The organism is Streptomyces sp. NPDC047981, assembly GCF_040653315.1.
Taxonomy (GTDB): Bacteria; Actinomycetota; Actinomycetes; order Streptomycetales; family Streptomycetaceae; genus Streptomyces.
Genome location: NZ_JBEZNQ010000019.1, coordinates 52,959 through 68,692, shown reverse-complemented (window position 1 = coordinate 68,692; position 15,734 = coordinate 52,959). Strand labels below are relative to the sequence as shown.

The following is a 15,734-nucleotide window of genomic DNA, read 5'->3' as shown; positions in this document are numbered from 1 at the left end:
GCCGGGGGACCGGCTTCTGTTCGGATCATGGTGCCCGGTCGGACGCTCTAGTACACGCTGACCCCGTACGCGCTCAGCGCCTCGGTGACCGGCTGGAAGAACGTCGTACCGCCGCTGGAGCAGTTGCCGCTGCCGCCGGAGGTGAGGCCGATCGCGCGGCTGCCCGAGTAGAGCGGGCCGCCGGAGTCGCCGGGCTCGGCGCAGACGTTGGTGCGGATCATGCCGTACACGATGTCGCCGCCACCGTAGTTGACGGTCGCGTTGAGACCGGTCACGGAGCCGCTGTGGGTGCCGGTGGTGGAGCCGCGACGGGTCACGGACATGCCCACGGTGGCGTTGGCGGCGCTGGTGATGTCGACACTGCCGACGGTGCCGGACTTGGTGACACTGGAGTTCGTGTAGCGGACGATGCCGTAGTCGTTGGTCGGGAAGCTGGATCCCGAGGTGGTGCCGAGGACGGTCGTGCGGCCCGAGTTGGAGTACCAGGTGCCCGCGCCGTCCGTGCAGTGGCCGGCGGTCAGGAAGAAGTAGTTGCCCGCGCTGTCACGGACGTTGAAGCCGAGGGAGCAGCGCCAGCTGGTGGCGTAGACGGCGTCGCCGCCGGAGATCAGCTTGTTGAACTTGCCGGGGGTGCGCTCGATACGGATCGCGCCTGCGTTGGCGCCCGCCTCGCGCTTGATCTCGGCTATCTCGGCCTTGGACACCGTGGAGTCGGCGGTGACGACCAGGGTGTCGGTGGCCGGGTCGACGTGCCAGGCGGTGCCTGCCACGTCGGCCGCGAGGACGGCGTCGCCCGCGGCGGTGAGCTGGGACGCACTGAAGGTCTGCGCCGTGTCGGCGTTCGCGGCGGGGACCGCGACGGCCGCGGCGGCGGCGAGACCGGTGGCGACGGCGAGCAGTCGGATGGTTCTCGTGGGGGTGGTGCGCTTGATCCTCACTTCGCGTTCCTCCAGAGGGGAATCGGGGGTCCGCCGTGGGGTGCCGGACCCGTGAGGCGCGGCCCGGGGGCCGGCGCTGTGGGGGAGTCTCGGTCCCGCCGACCGGCCGCCGCAAGGGCGCCTTTCGGCCGTGCGACGCTCAACTACCCGCCACTACAAAGGAGTTGATCACGCCAGCGGTGTGGACGGCGCGCGCGACGCCGTCCACGGTCATCCCCGGCCCGGCCCCTCCGGCCCCGCCTCAGCCCTCGGCGAGCCGCCGCTCCCCCGCCGGCACGGCGGTGTCGAGCGTGTTCCCGGGCGGCGGGAACGGGCAGATGAAGTGGTCCGCGAAGGCGCACGGCGGCAGCAGCGCGCGGTTGAAGTCGACGGTCACCGAGCCGTCGGCGGCGGGCGCGGGCGGACGCAGGAAACGGAAGCGGTAGCTGTCCCGGCCGCTGGTCGCGTCGGCGAAGACCGCCCACAGCGTGCCGTCGTCCTCCACCGCGACCTGCAGGGTGTGCTCGACGCCCCGCAGCTCGAAGGAGAGTTCGCCCGCGAGCCCGAGCCCCCGCTCCTTCCCGTCCGCGTTCTCCACCCGGACGCTCCGGGACTCCTCGTACGCGCGGAAGGCGCCGGGGACCACCCAGTTCTCGTCGTACGGGGTGGCTTCGATGCCCCGGAAGGCGCGCCGCGCCGCGGACTCGGGGTCGAAGTCCCGTACCGCCCAGAGCCCTTCGCGGCGCAGCACGACGAGCCGCCGCCCGGCGGACTCGGCCCGGGACTCGTGGATCGGGGGGTGGTCGGCCATGAGCCGAACGCTGCCGATCAGGGGCTTGCCGTCGACGGTGACGGCGTCCTCGGCCCCGGCGCTGAGGACCACCTCGTCGCCCTCGTCCCGCCACCGCCCGGGAACGGCCGGAATTCGCCCCTCCGGGTAGTCGGAGAGCCAGTACGTGCCGGTGAGGGAGAGCGGACCGTACGACGAGGAGACCGCCGCCGTGCGCTGCTCGTGCCAGTGCTGCCAGTCCTGCTGGGGATCGGTGCTATCCGTGCTCATGGTGTTCCACCTTTCCATACGGGTCCGGGAAGCCCGGGATGCGACGCTTCGGGGGATGCGCGGGCCGGGCCGGCTCGCGCAGCAGGGCGAGCACCGTCCGCGCGGTCGCGTCGTTCTGGCGGAGTGCCAGGCCGTTGCCGCCGGGCCGGGTGAACCCACCGGGCCCGCGCGCGTCCGTGCCCGGCCCGAGCGCGAACCGCCGCGGGTGGGGCACCCCCGTCCGGTCCAGGACACGCCCGTCGGCGGGGTCGACCGCGAGCAGCCCGGCCGGGGTCGCCGCCGCGCCGTCGGCGTACAGCGCCCGCAGCAGCGGGTCCCTGGTGGTGCCGACCGTGGGCTCCGGGAGCCGTGCCTCGACGAGCGCGCGGGCCTCGGTGACGTGCCCCGGCAGCGTCGGGCTCTCGGCACGGAACACCCCGTCCCCCGTGGTGATCCGGAGGTCGGCGCCGAGGAACCGCACGACCCCCGCGTGGGAGAGCGCGAGCAGGTCGCGCAGGCGCGAACTCGGCGGTCCGGACGCGAGGGAGCTGTAGAAGCCGTGCCACCAGGGGCCCAGGTCGCCGAGCCGGGCCAACTGCCCGTAGACGGCGAGCAGCGCGTGGGACAGAGCGAGGTCGGCGCTGTGCGCCGGGTCGCGGCGGCGGGCGAGGCCGGCGGCGATGTACGTCCGCAGATGTTCCTGGAGCGCCTCGGCGGAGGCGTGGCGGACCCCGGCGAGCGGGCGGTCGAGCGCGCCGAGGTCGAGCCGGTCGGCGGGGTCGGGCACGGCGCCGGCGACGAGGGTGCCGAGTACGGGGCCGCCGCCGGGCGGGATGCCGACGTGGGCGCGCTCGAACACGTCCCAGGGGACGCGGGTGCGCTCGGGGTGCGCGGTGAAGAGACGGTGGTAGTGGGCGAACCGGAGTTCCCTGGCGACCAGCGGCCAGACGTCCCGCCGGAAGTCGGGCCCGCCGGGCAGCGCGAGCAGCCGGTCGATCTCCGCCGGGCCCAGGTGGCGCGGCAGCGGCGGCCGTTCGCCCACGAGCGGGTACGGGATCTTCGCGTGGTACGGGACGCCCCGCCGCGATCCGACGTACAGCACCGGCTCGCGCCCGGACGGCAGGTACGTCCCGTCCTCCCCGTACCGGCCGCCGCGCCCCTCGGTGAGCAGCACCATGAGGTCGACGAAGGCGAGGCCGAGTCCGCGCACGAGCACCGGCGCGCCGGGCGCGAGCCGGGACAGGTCGCTGTCGGCGGTGAACTCGGGCGGCAGGTGCACCAGGCCGTGTCGTGCGGCGAAGTCGGCCAACCCGGCCTGCTCGGCGTCGGGTTCGGCGTCCAGATGCCCCTGGGCGAGGATGACGGCGTCGGCGACGAGCGGGGTGCGGAGCCCTTCCAGCCTGACCGTCTGGCGGCCGTGCCGCGTCCCGGAGACGTGGAGCGCCCGGCGCGGATGGTGATGGACGGCGATTCCGGGCGGCAGGGCGGCGACGGCCCGGTCGTACACCCAGCGCAGATAGCCGCTGTGCGTGCGGCGGCTGACGAAGGCCCGCCCGTCCCCGCCGGCCCACTCGTGGACGGTGGGCCCGGCGAGGACCGGCCCGGCCATCTCCACGCCGGCGTCGGTGAACATCGTGACGTCCTGTGCCTGCGAGTTCATCCGGAGCAGTGGGGACTGGTCGTGGCGCCAGATCCGGCCGCCGCCGGGCGGGTAGGGGTCGACGACATGGACGTCGAGGCCGGAACCGTCGTACAGCTCCGGCGCGTTGGCGGCGATCCGCTCCAGGACCCCGGTCCCGCGCGGCCCCGCGCCGACGATCACGAGGGACGCCTTGCGCGTCATCGGAGCTTCCGCGTCACCGGAGGTTCCGCGTCATCGGAGGTTCCGCATCAGCGGGCGCTCCACGACACCGCGCCCCTTCTCACCACGTACCACCCCCGTGGGCCTCAGCAGCCGCAGTCACACCCACAGTCGCAGTCGCCACAGCAGCCGTCCCCCTCACCGCAGCAATTGCTGCAGCAGTCACAGCAGTCGCACCAGTTGCCCACATCGTTGCAGAGCCCCTCCCGGCGCTCCCCGCTCCAGGGATCTTCGTGCCCGCAGCACAGCTGGCAGGTACACGCGAGGCCCATCCAGACCGCGCACCCGGCAAGGAGGCCGCGGCGCCGGTTCGGCGGCTCGGGCGGCAGCGGGGCTCCCGGTCCCCCGGGCCCGCCGGGGGCGTACGGATTGCCCGGCAAGGGTCCGGGACCGTACGGCCCCGGCTGGTGCGCCGCCCCAGCGGACCCAGCCCCAGCGGACCCAGCGGCCCCGGTGGCCCCATGGGCACCCGCGCCGTGCGAGCAGCTCGTGGTGCCGAAGGCCCGGTCCACCGAGACCCTCAGCTCGTGGGCCAGGAGCACGTGCACGAGCCGGCCGTTCGCGAACTCCGCGTCCCGCAGGGCGAGGCGGATGCCGTGCAGCGCGTCGTCCGCGAGCCGCCGGGCCTCCGTGAGCGAGGTGCCGGTCGCGGTGAGCGGGTTCCACGCGCCCGAGGCCGCGTCGGCCTCCCGGTCCTCCACGGCGTCGAGCAGGTGCGCGAGCCGGCCGAAGAGCCGGCCCGCCTCGGAGAGCGGCTCGACGTTCCCCGGCCGCCCGGCGAGGACGGCGGTGTGGGCGAAGGCCGCAGCCGTCGCGGTCTCGGTCGGCTCGGTCACGACGAGGAGCGGCGTGCCGAGGCCGGCGAGCGTCTCGATCCCGGTCTGCCGGTCCACGGCGTCCACCAGGAGGGCGGTGTCGAAGCCGAGCGCGCGCCCGGTCCGCTCGCCCGCCCGGTCCCAGGACCTGGCGACCCGGCGGGCCGCGGCGGCGACCGGCCGGCGGGCCAGCAGGCCGTCCCGGTCGGCGACGTGATCCCGGACCTTCGCCGAGGCGAGGACCAGCGAGACGGCCGCGGCGAGCCGCGCGCCCTCGCCCTGGGCGACCGGCGCGCTCCGCATCCCGCGCAGCGGACAGGGGCCCGCCGTGCGACGTATGCCGTCGATCGGACCTGTCTGAGCCTCCGTCAGAACCGAGACGATGAGCCCGTCGTAGTTGGTGACCACCCGGGCGAACTGCCCGTGGTCGGCCCGAAGTGCCAGGCAGAGGCCGCAGAGATGGGCCATCCACTCGACCTTGAGACCCTCGCTGAGCCGGTGCGTGCAGGGCCTGACGATTCCGAACAAGAGACTCCCCCGTGAGTCGTGCGCATGTGCGGGTGCCGCGTGTGCCGGGCATCGTACCGAGCGCTCCGTTCACCCGGACGCTCCGGCCGTCACCCTTCTGGACCGACTTTCATATTTTAAGTTGCACAGCCCCTGCGGAACCTCCGTCAGGCCCCGCATACCGCAAGATTCCTGACGAATCGCCAGAAACAGGGCCTCACGTTCTGCACCAGTACCGTCACGAAACACGCGCGCGCCGACTATCCACTTGGCGCGCGATCCGCATCATGGACGACGATAGGGATTGCGGAACCACAAGTGACCGCGCTGAAAGGAGGCGTCCATGGGATCGGTGCGCAAGGCGAGCGCCTGGCTGGGACTCGTCGAGGACAGCGACGAGCGTTACTACGACGACGAGTACGCCGAGGGTAACGAGAGCGGCGACGCCTGGGTGACGGACCCCCGGGTCCGGGTGGCGTCCGACTCGGCCCAGGAGCAGGGCCGCCGGATCGCGACCGTCTCCCCGGACGGGTTCCGGGACGCCCGGGGCATCGGCGAGCTCTTCCGGGACGGCGTCCCGGTCATCGTGAACCTCACGGCCATGGAGCCCTCCGACGCCAAGCGCGTGGTGGACTTCGCCGCCGGACTCGCCTTCGGTCTGCGCGGCTCGATCGAGCGGGTGGCCACCCGGGTCTTCCTGCTGACTCCGGCCGACACGCAGATCATCAGCGGAGACCCCGCCGCGCGTGCGCAGGACGGTTTCTTCAACCAGAGCTGAGCGGTGGGCGCACCTTCCGGCAACGGCGCCGAAGGACGCCCACCCAAGGCCGGCCGGTGCCCCGAGAGGCTGCCCTAGCGCGCCGGGCGGCCGGAGCGGGCGGGCTCGACCGGTTCGCGGCTGGCCGGCAACCGCACGTCCTCGCACACCGTCTTCTCCTCGCACACCGGCGTCTCCGCGGGGACCGGCGCCACCAGGTCCTCCGGATCCACCAGGCACTCCATGACGCGCGGCAGCCGCAGCGCCATCAGGGCGCCGAGAAGCAGCAGCCCCGCGCTGACGAACAGCGTGATGTGCAGACCGTCCACGAAGGCGTGCCGGGCCGCGTGGTACAGCGCCGCGCCCGCCGTGCCGCCGAGCTGGTCGGCGACCTGGTAGGCCTCGCCGAGCGAGTTCGCGGCGGCCTTGCTCGCGGCGGCCGGGACCTCGGGGACCGAGGCGAGGCCGGGGGCGTACGCGGCGTTCATGACGCTGCCGAGCAGCGCGATGCCCATGCCCGCGCCGAGCTGGTACGAGGTCTCGCCGATCGCCGCCGCGCCACCCGCGCTCTCCGCCGGCGCCTCGCTGAGCATCGACTCGTAGGCGGAGAAGAGGGTCGTCTGCAGGCCGAAGCCGAGCAGGACGAAGCCGACGGTGAGCAGCAGGGGCCGGTCGGTCTGGCCCATCAGGACGAGCAGCAGCACGGCGCCCGCGGTGAGGACGAAGCCCCAGCCGACCATCCGGCGCGGCCCGATCCGGCGCAGCGTGTACGAGCCGGTGGCACCCGCAGCCATGGCGGCGAAGGTGAGCGGCAACAGCCTGAGCCCGGTCTCCAGGGGGCTGAGCCCGAGGACGAGCTGGAGGTACTGGACGGCGATCAGCTCCAGGCCGACCAGGGCCAGCATGGCCAGCACGATGCAGCCGACGGAGGTGGTGAAGGCGGGCCGGGAGAACAGCCGCATGTCGATCAGCGGGTGCGCCCGGCGCTTCTGCCGCCGTACGAAGAGGATCAGCAGCGCGGCGCCGACGAGCAGCGGGCCGCAGGTCGCCGGGGCGAACAGGTTCTCGCCCGCGCCGATCCGCTTCACCCCGAGCACCATGCCGAGCACGCCGGCGGCGGCCATCAGCGCGCCGAGGACGTCCCAGGGGCCGTCGTCGCGCCCCTTGGACTCGGGCAGCAGCCAGCGGCCGAGCGGCAGGATCAGCGCCATCAGCGGGATGTTGATCAGGAAGACCGAGCCCCACCAGTAGTGCTCGACCAGGAAGCCGCCGAGCACGGGACCCGTGGCGGCGCCGATCGCGGCGACCGCCGTCCAGATGCCGATGGCGGTGGCCCGCTCGCGCCGGTCGGGGAAGACCGCCCGGAGGATGGAAAGGGTGGCGGGCATGATCATCGCGCCGCCGACACCGAGGAGGGCGCGGGCGCCGATGAGCACCTCGGGAGTGGTGGCGAGGGCGGCGACCAAGGAGGCGACGCCGAACAGCGCGTAACCGAGGAGCAGCACCCGCCGCCGGCCGACCCGGTCGCCGAGCGTGCCGAAGAGGATCAGCAGCGAGGCGCAGATCAGCGGATAGGCGTCGACGATCCAGAGCAGTTCGGTGGCGCCCGGCCGCAGGTCCTCGGTGAGGGAGGGGACGGCGACGTGGAGCACGGTGGCGTCGAGCGCCACGAGGAGCAGGCTGACACAGAGGACGACGAGGACGACCCAGCGGTTGGCGCCGCCGCCGTCGGCGCGGAGCCGTGCTCCGGCCGTGATCGTCCGCTGCATGTACGTACCTCCCAGTGAAGCCCTCGCACTCGGCGGGCGCCGGCCGGGGGTTCGGGTCCTCGGGGCGGCCCGGCATCGACGGGCGAGTGAGCCGTCAGCGTACGCGAGTTCAGGGCGCGAGCGCGTGGCGCACCTCTCACCCCGGCGGGCCGCCCGGTGTGGCGTACGCCACTCCAGCAGGGCCGCGCGTCGCGCCGAATTCCTCCCGCACAACCGTTTGAGAAATTTCCGTGACGTACAAACAGACTTCCGGAAAGTCGACCGCACCCAATAGGGCACAAGGTCATCGGATTCTCAGACAGTCGCCAGGAATAAACCCCGGACTGAGACCTACTCCACATCACATCGTCATCACGAAGAGACCGGAACGACCAAGGTCGACACTCACTCCCTGTAACGTCGATTGGGTGCGTACCGACATCTTTGCCCGGCTGGACCGGGAGCCGGAACCGCCGAAGATAGAGGTCCCGCGGATGACTCGCACGCGTCTCGCCCTCTTCGGCGGGACGCTGGCGTTCTATCTCGCCATCGTCGTGGCCGTGCTGCTCTCGACCTGGCTGGTGACCCTCGACTGGAAGATCATGCTCTTCCGGCCCTACCAGCAGTGGCCGGACCTGCACCCCTTCCTCGACTACTACGTCGTCCTCGGCCAGCGCGGCCCGACGGCCGTGATGGTGGCGGCCTGGCTGGGCTGGCGCTCCTGGCGCCAGCACACCCTGCGCCCCCTGCTCACCCTCGGCGCCGCCCTGCTCCTGCTCAATGTCACCGTCGGCGCGGTCAAGCTCGGACTCGGCCGCCTCGGTCCCCACTACGCGACGCAGATCGGCTCCGCCGAGCTCTTCGCGGGCGGCGATATATTTCCGTCGGGGCACACCGCCAACGCGGTCGTGACCTGGGGCATCCTGGCCTATCTGGCGACCACCCCGCGCGCCCGCCGCTACCTCTCGGCGCTCTCCGCCGTGGTCGCGCTCGGCGTCGGCCTGACCACCGTCTACATCGGCACGCACTGGCTGAGCGACGTCCTGCTCGGCTGGGCCGCCGGGCTGCTCATCCTGCTCGCGCTGCCCTGGTGCGAGCCGCTGATCGGCCGGACGGAGACCCTGGTGCTCGGCGTCCGCGACCGGCTGCGCGAGCAGCTGCGGGCCCGCCGCCGGCTGGTCCCGTCGCTGCCCGTGGCGACCGGCGGGCCGCGTCCCGCGCGGTACCCGCAGTCTCCGGTCACGGCCGGGGAGCCGGTCAGGGAGACCGTCGGCGCCCGCAGCGGACGGGCCTCGTCCGCCGCACGCGGGGACGGCCGTCTCGCGCCGCCGCTCACCGGCCCCCGGGCGCACACGGCGCATGCGGGGCACGCCGGGCACTCCGCCCGCGCGGAGCGGACGCCGGTCACCCCGACCGGCAGCCGCCGCCCGGCGCGCTCACGGCCGCTCACCGGCGGCTGAGCCGACACGACCGCAGCAGGAAGGGCCCCGGCAGCGCGCCGGGGCCCTTCCTTGTCGTACGTGCCGTGGGCGCCGTTCCGTCAGCCGAGCCAGCAGCGGGTGACAGCACCGTCCGTCACCTCGAAGTTGATGCGGCCCTCCAGGTACTCCATGGTGATGATCGAGCCCGGCGGCAGCGAACGGACCACGCTCCAGCCGTGGTTCCTGGCGAGCCGTTCGGCCTGCTCACGGTCGAGGCCCACATAGTCTTCCGGCGGTACGGGGGAGGTCGGCTTGGGTGTCATGGGCCTCACGTTAGTCCCTTACCGGTCACGCTTGTGTCACAGCTTCTCGACATATGTTTGACACGGGTGCCGTCACTCGGAAGGGCAGTTTCCGGCCGAATCCCCGGCAATTCCAGGCCCCTTACCGCACTTCCCGCAAGCGCTTCCCGAATTCCGTTCCTCCGCCCGTCCGGCGAATTCACCGGGGCGCCACCACCTCGCGGTTTTCACGATTTCCCCGCAGGACGCGCACACGTTCGGCCGACCGGAGCACTCCGGGGCCCGCCTCCCGTGTCCCCGCCCTCCTGGCGCGCATCATGTCCGGACGATCGGACGCACCGGAGGCATCGATGGGCACCGACACCGCGACCGCGGCCGTCGAATCACCTCGGGAACGGCATGGGCGGGTCCTGATCGACTGGCTCACCACGACCGACCACAAGAAGATCGGCCACCTGTACCTGGTGACCTCGTTCCTCTTCTTCCTGGCCGCCGGTGTCATGGCGATGCTGATGCGGGCCGAGCTGGCCCGCCCCGGGACCCAGCTGCTCGACAACCAGCAGTTCAACCAGGCGTTCACGCTGCACGGCACGATCATGCTGCTGCTCTTCGCGACGCCCACCTTCGCCGGCTTCGCCAACGAGCTGGTGCCGCTCCAGATCGGCTCCCCCGACGTCGCCTTCCCGCGGCTGAACATGTTCTCGTACTGGCTGTTCCTCTTCGGCGGCCTGATGGTGATCGGCACGCTGCTCGTCCCGAGCGGGCCCGCCGCCTTCGGCTGGACCGCCTACGCCCCGCTCAACGGCCTGGAACGCTCCCCAGGGATCGGCGCCGACCTCTGGATCATGGGGCTCGCGCTCTCCGGCTTCGGCACGATCCTCACCTCGGTGAACTTCCTGGCGACGATCATCGGGATGCGGGCGCCGGGGATGACGATGTTCCGGATGCCGATCTTCACCTGGAACGTCCTCTTCACCGCGATCCTGGTCCTGATGGCCTTCCCCGTGCTGGCCGCGGCGCTGCTCGTCCTGGAGTCGGACCGGCGGTTCGGGTCGGTGGTCTTCCAGCCCGAGAACGGCGGGGCGCTGCTGTGGCAGCACCTCTTCTGGTTCTTCGGCCACCCCGAGGTCTACATCATCGCGCTGCCGTTCTTCGGCATCGTCAGCGAGATCATCCCGGTCTTCGCCCGCAAGCCGATCTTCGGCTACGCGACGCTGATCGCCGCGACCATGACGATCACCGGGCTCTCGGTGGTGGTCTGGGCGCACCACATGTTCGCGACCGGGGCCGTGCTGCTGCCCTTCTTCTCCCTCCTCTCGTTCCTGATCGCCGTGCCGACCGGGGTGAAGTTCTTCAACTGGACCGGCACGATGCTCAGGGGTTCGCTCTCCTTCGAGACGCCCATGCTCTGGTCGGTCGGCTTCCTGGTGTCCTTCCTCTTCGGCGGGCTGACCGGCGTCATCCTCGCCTCGCCGCCGATGGACTTCGCCGTCACCGACTCGTACTTCGTCGTGGCCCACTTCCACTACACGGTCTTCGGCACGGTCGTCTTCGCGACCTTCGCCGGCTTCACCTTCTGGTGGCCGAAGTTCACCGGCCGGATGCTCGACGAGCGCCTGGGCAAAGTCCACTTCTGGACCCTCTTCGTCGGCTTCCACCTCACGTTCCTGGTGCAGCACTGGCTCGGCGCGGAGGGCATGCCCCGGCGGTACGCCGACTATCTGGACGCCGACGGTTTCACCGCGCTCAACACGGTCTCCACGATCGGCGCGTTCCTGCTCGGCGCCTCCACGCTGCCGTTCCTGTACAACGTCTGGCGCACCGCCCGCTACGCGCCGAAGGTCGAGGTGGACGACCCCTGGGGGTTCGGCCGTTCGCTGGAGTGGGCGACGTCCTGCCCGCCGCCCCGCCACAACTTCGACGCGGTCCCGAGGATCCGCTCCGAGTCGCCGGCCTTCGATCTGCACCACCCGGAGTTCGCGGCCTTCGAGCGGATGCGGATCACCGCCCCGAGCGCTCCGAGCGGTCCACCGCGCGAGAAAGCCGGTCCCTGAGCGCACGGACCCGGTCGTCCAGTTCACGCGGGGCGACCACCTCGAACTCGACGCCCAGCATCAGCACATGGACGACCATGCCGGCCAGGCTGCCCGCCCCCGTGCGCAGCAGGCAGGCCGCGTCCCCGTCCGGTTCCAGGACGCCGTCCAGCGGGCCGACGGCGGCGGCCGCCTCGGCGAGCGGGACGTGCAGCCGGATCGTCGCCTCGGCCGCGTAGGCCGCCCCCGAGATGCCCTGGGCGACGTAGCCGGCCAGGTCCTCGGCGGGCGGCTCGCGGGGTGGGAAGCGGGGGCCGTGGGGCGGCTTCGGCTCGATCCGGTCGACCCGGAACGTACGCCAGTCGGCCCGGTCGAGGTCCCAGGCGACCAGGTACCAGCGGCGCTCGGTGCAGACCAGGCGGTGCGGCTCGACCGTGCGGCGGGTGGCCGAGCCGCCGTGGTCGCGGTAGGCGAAGCGGAGCCGCTCGCTGTCCCGGCAGGCGTTCGCGAGTTCGGTCAGGACGGCCGGGTCGACCTGGCTCGCCGGGGTGCGCAGCATCGGCACGGTGAAGGCGTTGAGGGTGCTCACCCGGCGGCGCAGCCGGCCCGGCAGCACCTGCTCCAGCTTGGCCAGGGCGCGTACGGAGGCCTCGCCGATGCCCTCGACGCCCTGCCCGGCGGCCGTCCGCAGCCCGACCGCGACGGCGACGGCCTCGTCGTCGTCGAGCAGCAGCGGCGGCAGTTCGGCGCCGGCGCCGAGCTGGTAGCCACCGCCCGTGCCGGGGCTCGCGTTGACCGGGTAGCCGAGTGCGCGCAGCCGGTCGACGTCCCGGCGCACGGTCCGGGTGGTCACCCCGAGCCGGTCGGCGAGATCGGCGCCCGACCACTCGCGGTGGGCCTGCAGCAGCGAGAGCAGGCGCAGGAGCCGTGCGGAGGTGTCCAGCATGGGGCCGAGTCTGCCAGCACTCGCGGACAGCTCCGGTCCTGAAGGGCACGCGGGCGGCCGTCGACCGGCGGCGGCTCGCTCCCGGCCTCAGCGGAAGCGGCGGACGAGGACCCCGATCCGGCGCTTCAGCTCGTACACCGCGTCGACGAGGGAGCCGACCGCGCGGTGCCGGGTCTCGCTCAGCCGGCCGTGGGCGCGGCCGCTCGTGCCCCGGGCGACCAGCTCGCTCCAGATCTCCTCGTGGCGGGCCGCGATCCGGACCGGGTCGAAGCGCTCGGACGCGGTGAGGGCCGCCTTCGCGGTCCTGGCGCGCAGTTCGTCGTCCTCGACGAGTTCGAGCAGCGCCCGGGCCACGGCGGAGACGTCGTCCACGGGCACGAGACGGCCGTCGACACCGTCCTCGACGATCTCGCGGGGGCCGTACGGGCAGTCGGTGGAGACGACCGGAAGACCGCATCGCATCGCCTCGACCAGCGTCATGCCGAAGGACTCGCGCCGCGAGGTGACGGCGGCGATGGAGCCCTTGGCCCACTCCGGCTCCATGGGGTTGGCCATGCCCATGAGGAAGACGTTCTCCCCGAGGCCGAGCCGCTCGATCTGCCGGGTCAGCGCGGGCCGCGTGTCGCCGCCCTGGTCGCCCTCGCCGTAGATCCGCAGCCTCCAGTCCGGGTGGGCCGCCGCCACCTGGGCGAAGGCTTCGACGAGGACGTCGTACCGCTTGACCGGGGTCAGCCGGCCCGCCGCGACGACGATCCTCGAGGCGGGGTCGGCGGGCGGAACGCCGGGCGCGGGCACGCTGTTGGGCACCGCGTCGATCCGTACGCCCGGCAGCCGCAGCCGGGTCCGGTACGAGCGGGCGTCGGCCTCGGTCACCGTGGTGACGGCGTCGAGGACCGCGTACCGGTGGGCGATCTCGCGGCGCAGCCGGAAGGTGTGGCCGTCCAGGATCAGGTGTTCCTGGCCGACCAGGACCGGGCCGCTCCGGGTCTGCCGGGCGAGGTGGACGTTGAGCCCGGGCCGGGTGGAGACCACCACGTCGGCCTCGACGGAGGCCAGGTGCGCGCCGATCCGGTCGTCGGTGAGGGCGCTGTACTGCTTCCAGCGGCCGTCGCCGCGCGGGAAGACCCGGGCCGGCCGGGCGATGTCGGGGTGCTCGCCGTCGTAACCGGGGCTGTCCTTGCGCAGGTCCACGAGGTGACGCAGGGTCACACCGGCGGGCAGGCCCAGGACGGGCGTGTCGCGGTGCCGGAAGACCGAGACGATCTCGACCTCGTGACGCTCGGCCAGCACCTGGGCGAGGGTGAACGTCGTCCGGATGGTTCCGCCGATGTGGTAGGCGTTGTGGAGCAGGAACGAGATGCGCATCGGCCGCCGGATCCCCCGTCAGTATGGTCGGTCGGTCGCGACTTTACTGCCCCGCCGCTTCCGGTTCACGGCCGGTCTCCTCACGGTCGGTGGCGGATTCACGTGCGAGGCCGGGGGCCCGCTCACGGTCGGTAGCCGATCTGCGGGACCGTGGCGCAGTTCGTGTTCATGTCGCCCTGCGTGACCCAGCCGCGGCCGTCCTGCCAACGGGCCACGGAGAGACAGCTCTCCCGGGTCTTCGGCGGCTCGGGGAGCCGCTCGAAGCGGACGGGCAGCAGCAGCCCGCGCGCGGTGTACGGCTCCGCCCGGTTCAGGTACTCCTCGACGCAGCCGCGGGTGAGCCGGTCCCCGCAGGAGAGCGCCGCGTCCGTGAACCACATCGCGGCCGCCCACCCCTCCAACTGCCACTGCGAGAGCGGCCGGTCGCCCATCGCCGCCCGGAACTCGCGGACCGCCGGGTGCCCGGTGTCCTCGTAGTTGCGGCTGGAGCCGGTGACGAAGAGCGAGGCGCGGCAGGAGGGGGAGGCGGCGTAGTCGCGGGGCACGGTCGAGGACCAGTTCTGCACGTTGGTCACCTTGGCGGTGACCTTCACGCCCAGTGCCTCCATCGCCTCGCAGAGCTGGGCGTTGCCGTGCGTGTCCAGGGCGTCGAAGACCAGGTCGGCGCCCTGCGCCCGCAGATCGGCGGCGACGGCGCGGAAGTTGGGCAGCGCGAAGTCGACCTGCTCGTCGACGACCCGGTACCCCTCGGCCCGCAGCCCGTCGGAGATCAGCCGCGCGTACGCCGTCGACGCGGCCTGGTTGTAGGCGACGACGGCGGCGGTACGGGCGGAGTGCTCGCGCTTGAACCAGCGGTAGACCTCGGTCCCGCCGTAGAGCACGCCGTTCCAGCCGGGCGCCGCTCCGGTGCGCGGGGCGAGGCTGCCGTAGATCCCGTACAGGTGCGGGTAGGTGTCGTACGCGGCGGTCAGCGGCTGGCCGCCGACGTCGGGGACGCCCGCCCTGGCGACCAGGGGCGCGCCGGCGTAGTCGAGCGCGGTGGTGGCGACGAGGGCGAACACCTTCTGTTCGTCGATCAGCCGGTGCACGCACTCGTTGTTGCCGACGCCGCTGCCGCCGTCGTCGCAGGTGACGACCTCGACGCGGCGGCCGTTCAGGCCGCCCTCGGCGTTGAGCGCGTCGAACCAGGCCCGGGCGCCGTCGCGCGGGCCGGTGAACGCCTCACCGCCGACGGGGCTGGTGGCGCTGGTGATGATGCCGACCCTGAGCGGCTCACCGCCGGAGGGGGAAGTGGCGGTGGGCCGCGTCTCGAACGCGTTCTCCGGGAGCCGGCTGCCGCACGCCGCGGTCAGGGCGAGCAGCGCGGCGAGGAGCAGCGCCCCGCCGGTCTCAGCAACCCGGAACGCTCGCACCGCTGAGCTGCGCCAGGCCGCAGAGGGTCTTCGCGGACACCTTCCAGGTGTCGTCCTGCAGGACCGAGGTGCCCTTGGCGTTCGGTACGGCCACGGACTCGGCGACCAGCAGGTCGTACGTCACGGCGGCGTCGTTCGGCGAGGTGAACTCGATGCCCTTGACCTTCGCCGTGGCCTGGGACGCGGCGTCGTTGGTCATGAGGACCTCGAGCGCCGGGCCCAGTTGCTCCCCGTTCTCCAGCAGCTTCACCCGCTCGTCGGCCGGGGTCCGCGGGTTGAAGAACAGCAGCCAGTTCTTGGTGATCTCGGCCTTGGCGGCGACCGGGTCGGAGGGGGCGTCGGCCGGGACCGAGCGCGTGCCCGTGGCGATCGGGTCGCCGGCGACGTCGTCGTCGCCGCAGCCCGCGAGCACGGGCCCGAGGACGAGGGCCGAGGCCGCCGCCAGAGCCGCGAACGAAGTGCGCGAGCGTCGACCACGTCGCTTGAGAACCATCTGGCTCACCACCGGGTGTCCGTCGGGGCCGGGCGGCCTGATGATTCCAGGGTGGGCCGATTCCCGACATAGCGCAAGGAAGAGAACATTCAGCGTGAATCGGGTGGAGGAGGCCGAG

Annotated in this window: 13 protein-coding genes; 3 read left to right on the top strand and 10 right to left on the bottom strand. The window is 72.7% G+C overall.

All coding sequences use genetic code 11. The features are described from left to right. Nucleotides 1-47 precede the first annotated feature (47 nt). The 4 genes from AB0E14_RS14225 to AB0E14_RS14210 all read right to left on the bottom strand — a co-directional run bounded on the left by AB0E14_RS14225 (nt 48) and on the right by AB0E14_RS14210 (nt 5,160). Nucleotides 48-938 (bottom strand): S1 family peptidase, encoded by an 891-nt coding sequence (locus AB0E14_RS14225; protein WP_362416126.1) that lies wholly within the window; start codon nt 936-938, stop codon nt 48-50. Nucleotides 939-1,179: 241 nt separating this feature from the next. Next, entirely contained in the window at nt 1,180-1,977 is a 798-nt protein-coding gene (locus AB0E14_RS14220; protein ID WP_362416123.1) for a DUF1684 domain-containing protein, read from the bottom strand. Beyond that, entirely contained in the window at nt 1,964-3,799 is a 1,836-nt protein-coding gene (locus AB0E14_RS14215; RefSeq protein WP_362416121.1) for an FAD/NAD(P)-binding protein, read from the bottom strand. Before AB0E14_RS14215 ends, AB0E14_RS14220 begins: the two co-directional genes overlap by 14 nt. A 104-nt stretch (nt 3,800-3,903) precedes the next feature. After that, the gene (locus AB0E14_RS14210; RefSeq protein WP_362416118.1) at nt 3,904-5,160 is read right to left on the bottom strand and encodes a DUF5685 family protein; all 1,257 of its coding nucleotides are present in this window, start codon (nt 5,158-5,160) and stop codon (nt 3,904-3,906) included. A gap of 322 nt (nt 5,161-5,482) precedes the next feature. On the opposite strand from AB0E14_RS14210, the gene AB0E14_RS14205 reads away from it, so the two are divergent. Further along, complete coding sequence (locus AB0E14_RS14205) at nt 5,483-5,917, top strand: cell division protein SepF (RefSeq protein ID WP_362416115.1); 435 nt, start codon at nt 5,483-5,485, stop codon at nt 5,915-5,917. A 74-nt stretch (nt 5,918-5,991) separates the two neighbouring features. Here the strand turns inward: AB0E14_RS14205 and AB0E14_RS14200 are convergent, their stop codons facing one another. Next, a complete protein-coding gene (locus AB0E14_RS14200; RefSeq protein ID WP_362416112.1) occupies nt 5,992-7,665 on the bottom strand; it encodes an MFS transporter in 1,674 nt (557 codons plus the stop codon). A gap of 407 nt (nt 7,666-8,072) precedes the next feature. On the opposite strand from AB0E14_RS14200, the gene AB0E14_RS14195 reads away from it, so the two are divergent. Further along, complete coding sequence (locus AB0E14_RS14195) at nt 8,073-9,104, top strand: phosphatase PAP2 family protein (protein WP_362416109.1); 1,032 nt, start codon at nt 8,073-8,075, stop codon at nt 9,102-9,104. A gap of 80 nt (nt 9,105-9,184) precedes the next feature. Here AB0E14_RS14195 and AB0E14_RS14190 read toward each other — a convergent pair whose 3' ends face one another. Further along, the gene (locus AB0E14_RS14190; RefSeq protein WP_362416106.1) at nt 9,185-9,388 is read right to left on the bottom strand and encodes an I78 family peptidase inhibitor; all 204 of its coding nucleotides are present in this window, start codon (nt 9,386-9,388) and stop codon (nt 9,185-9,187) included. Between the two features lie 329 nt (nt 9,389-9,717). On the opposite strand from AB0E14_RS14190, the gene ctaD reads away from it, so the two are divergent. Then, the gene (gene ctaD, locus AB0E14_RS14185) at nt 9,718-11,421 is read left to right on the top strand and encodes a cytochrome c oxidase subunit I (protein ID WP_362416103.1); all 1,704 of its coding nucleotides are present in this window, start codon (nt 9,718-9,720) and stop codon (nt 11,419-11,421) included. Here ctaD and AB0E14_RS14180 read toward each other — a convergent pair. From AB0E14_RS14180 to AB0E14_RS14165, 4 genes are all read right to left on the bottom strand, one after another. Continuing rightward, nucleotides 11,369-12,346 carry a YafY family protein gene (locus AB0E14_RS14180; RefSeq protein ID WP_362416100.1) on the bottom strand — a complete coding sequence of 326 codons (978 nt, stop codon included), beginning with the start codon at nt 12,344-12,346 and terminating at the stop codon, nt 11,369-11,371. The two genes, ctaD and AB0E14_RS14180, sit on opposite strands and share 53 nt — an antisense overlap. Nucleotides 12,347-12,433: 87 nt before the next feature. Next, entirely contained in the window at nt 12,434-13,711 is a 1,278-nt protein-coding gene (locus AB0E14_RS14175; protein ID WP_362416097.1) for a glycosyltransferase family 4 protein, read from the bottom strand. A gap of 122 nt (nt 13,712-13,833) precedes the next feature. After that, complete coding sequence (locus AB0E14_RS14170) at nt 13,834-15,123, bottom strand: ABC transporter substrate-binding protein (RefSeq protein ID WP_362416094.1); 1,290 nt, start codon at nt 15,121-15,123, stop codon at nt 13,834-13,836. Beyond that, nucleotides 15,101-15,616, bottom strand: a complete 516-nt coding sequence (locus AB0E14_RS14165; protein ID WP_362416091.1) for a hypothetical protein — start codon at nt 15,614-15,616, stop codon at nt 15,101-15,103. The genes AB0E14_RS14170 and AB0E14_RS14165 overlap by 23 nt, the downstream gene beginning before the upstream one ends. Nucleotides 15,617-15,734 lie beyond the last annotated feature (118 nt).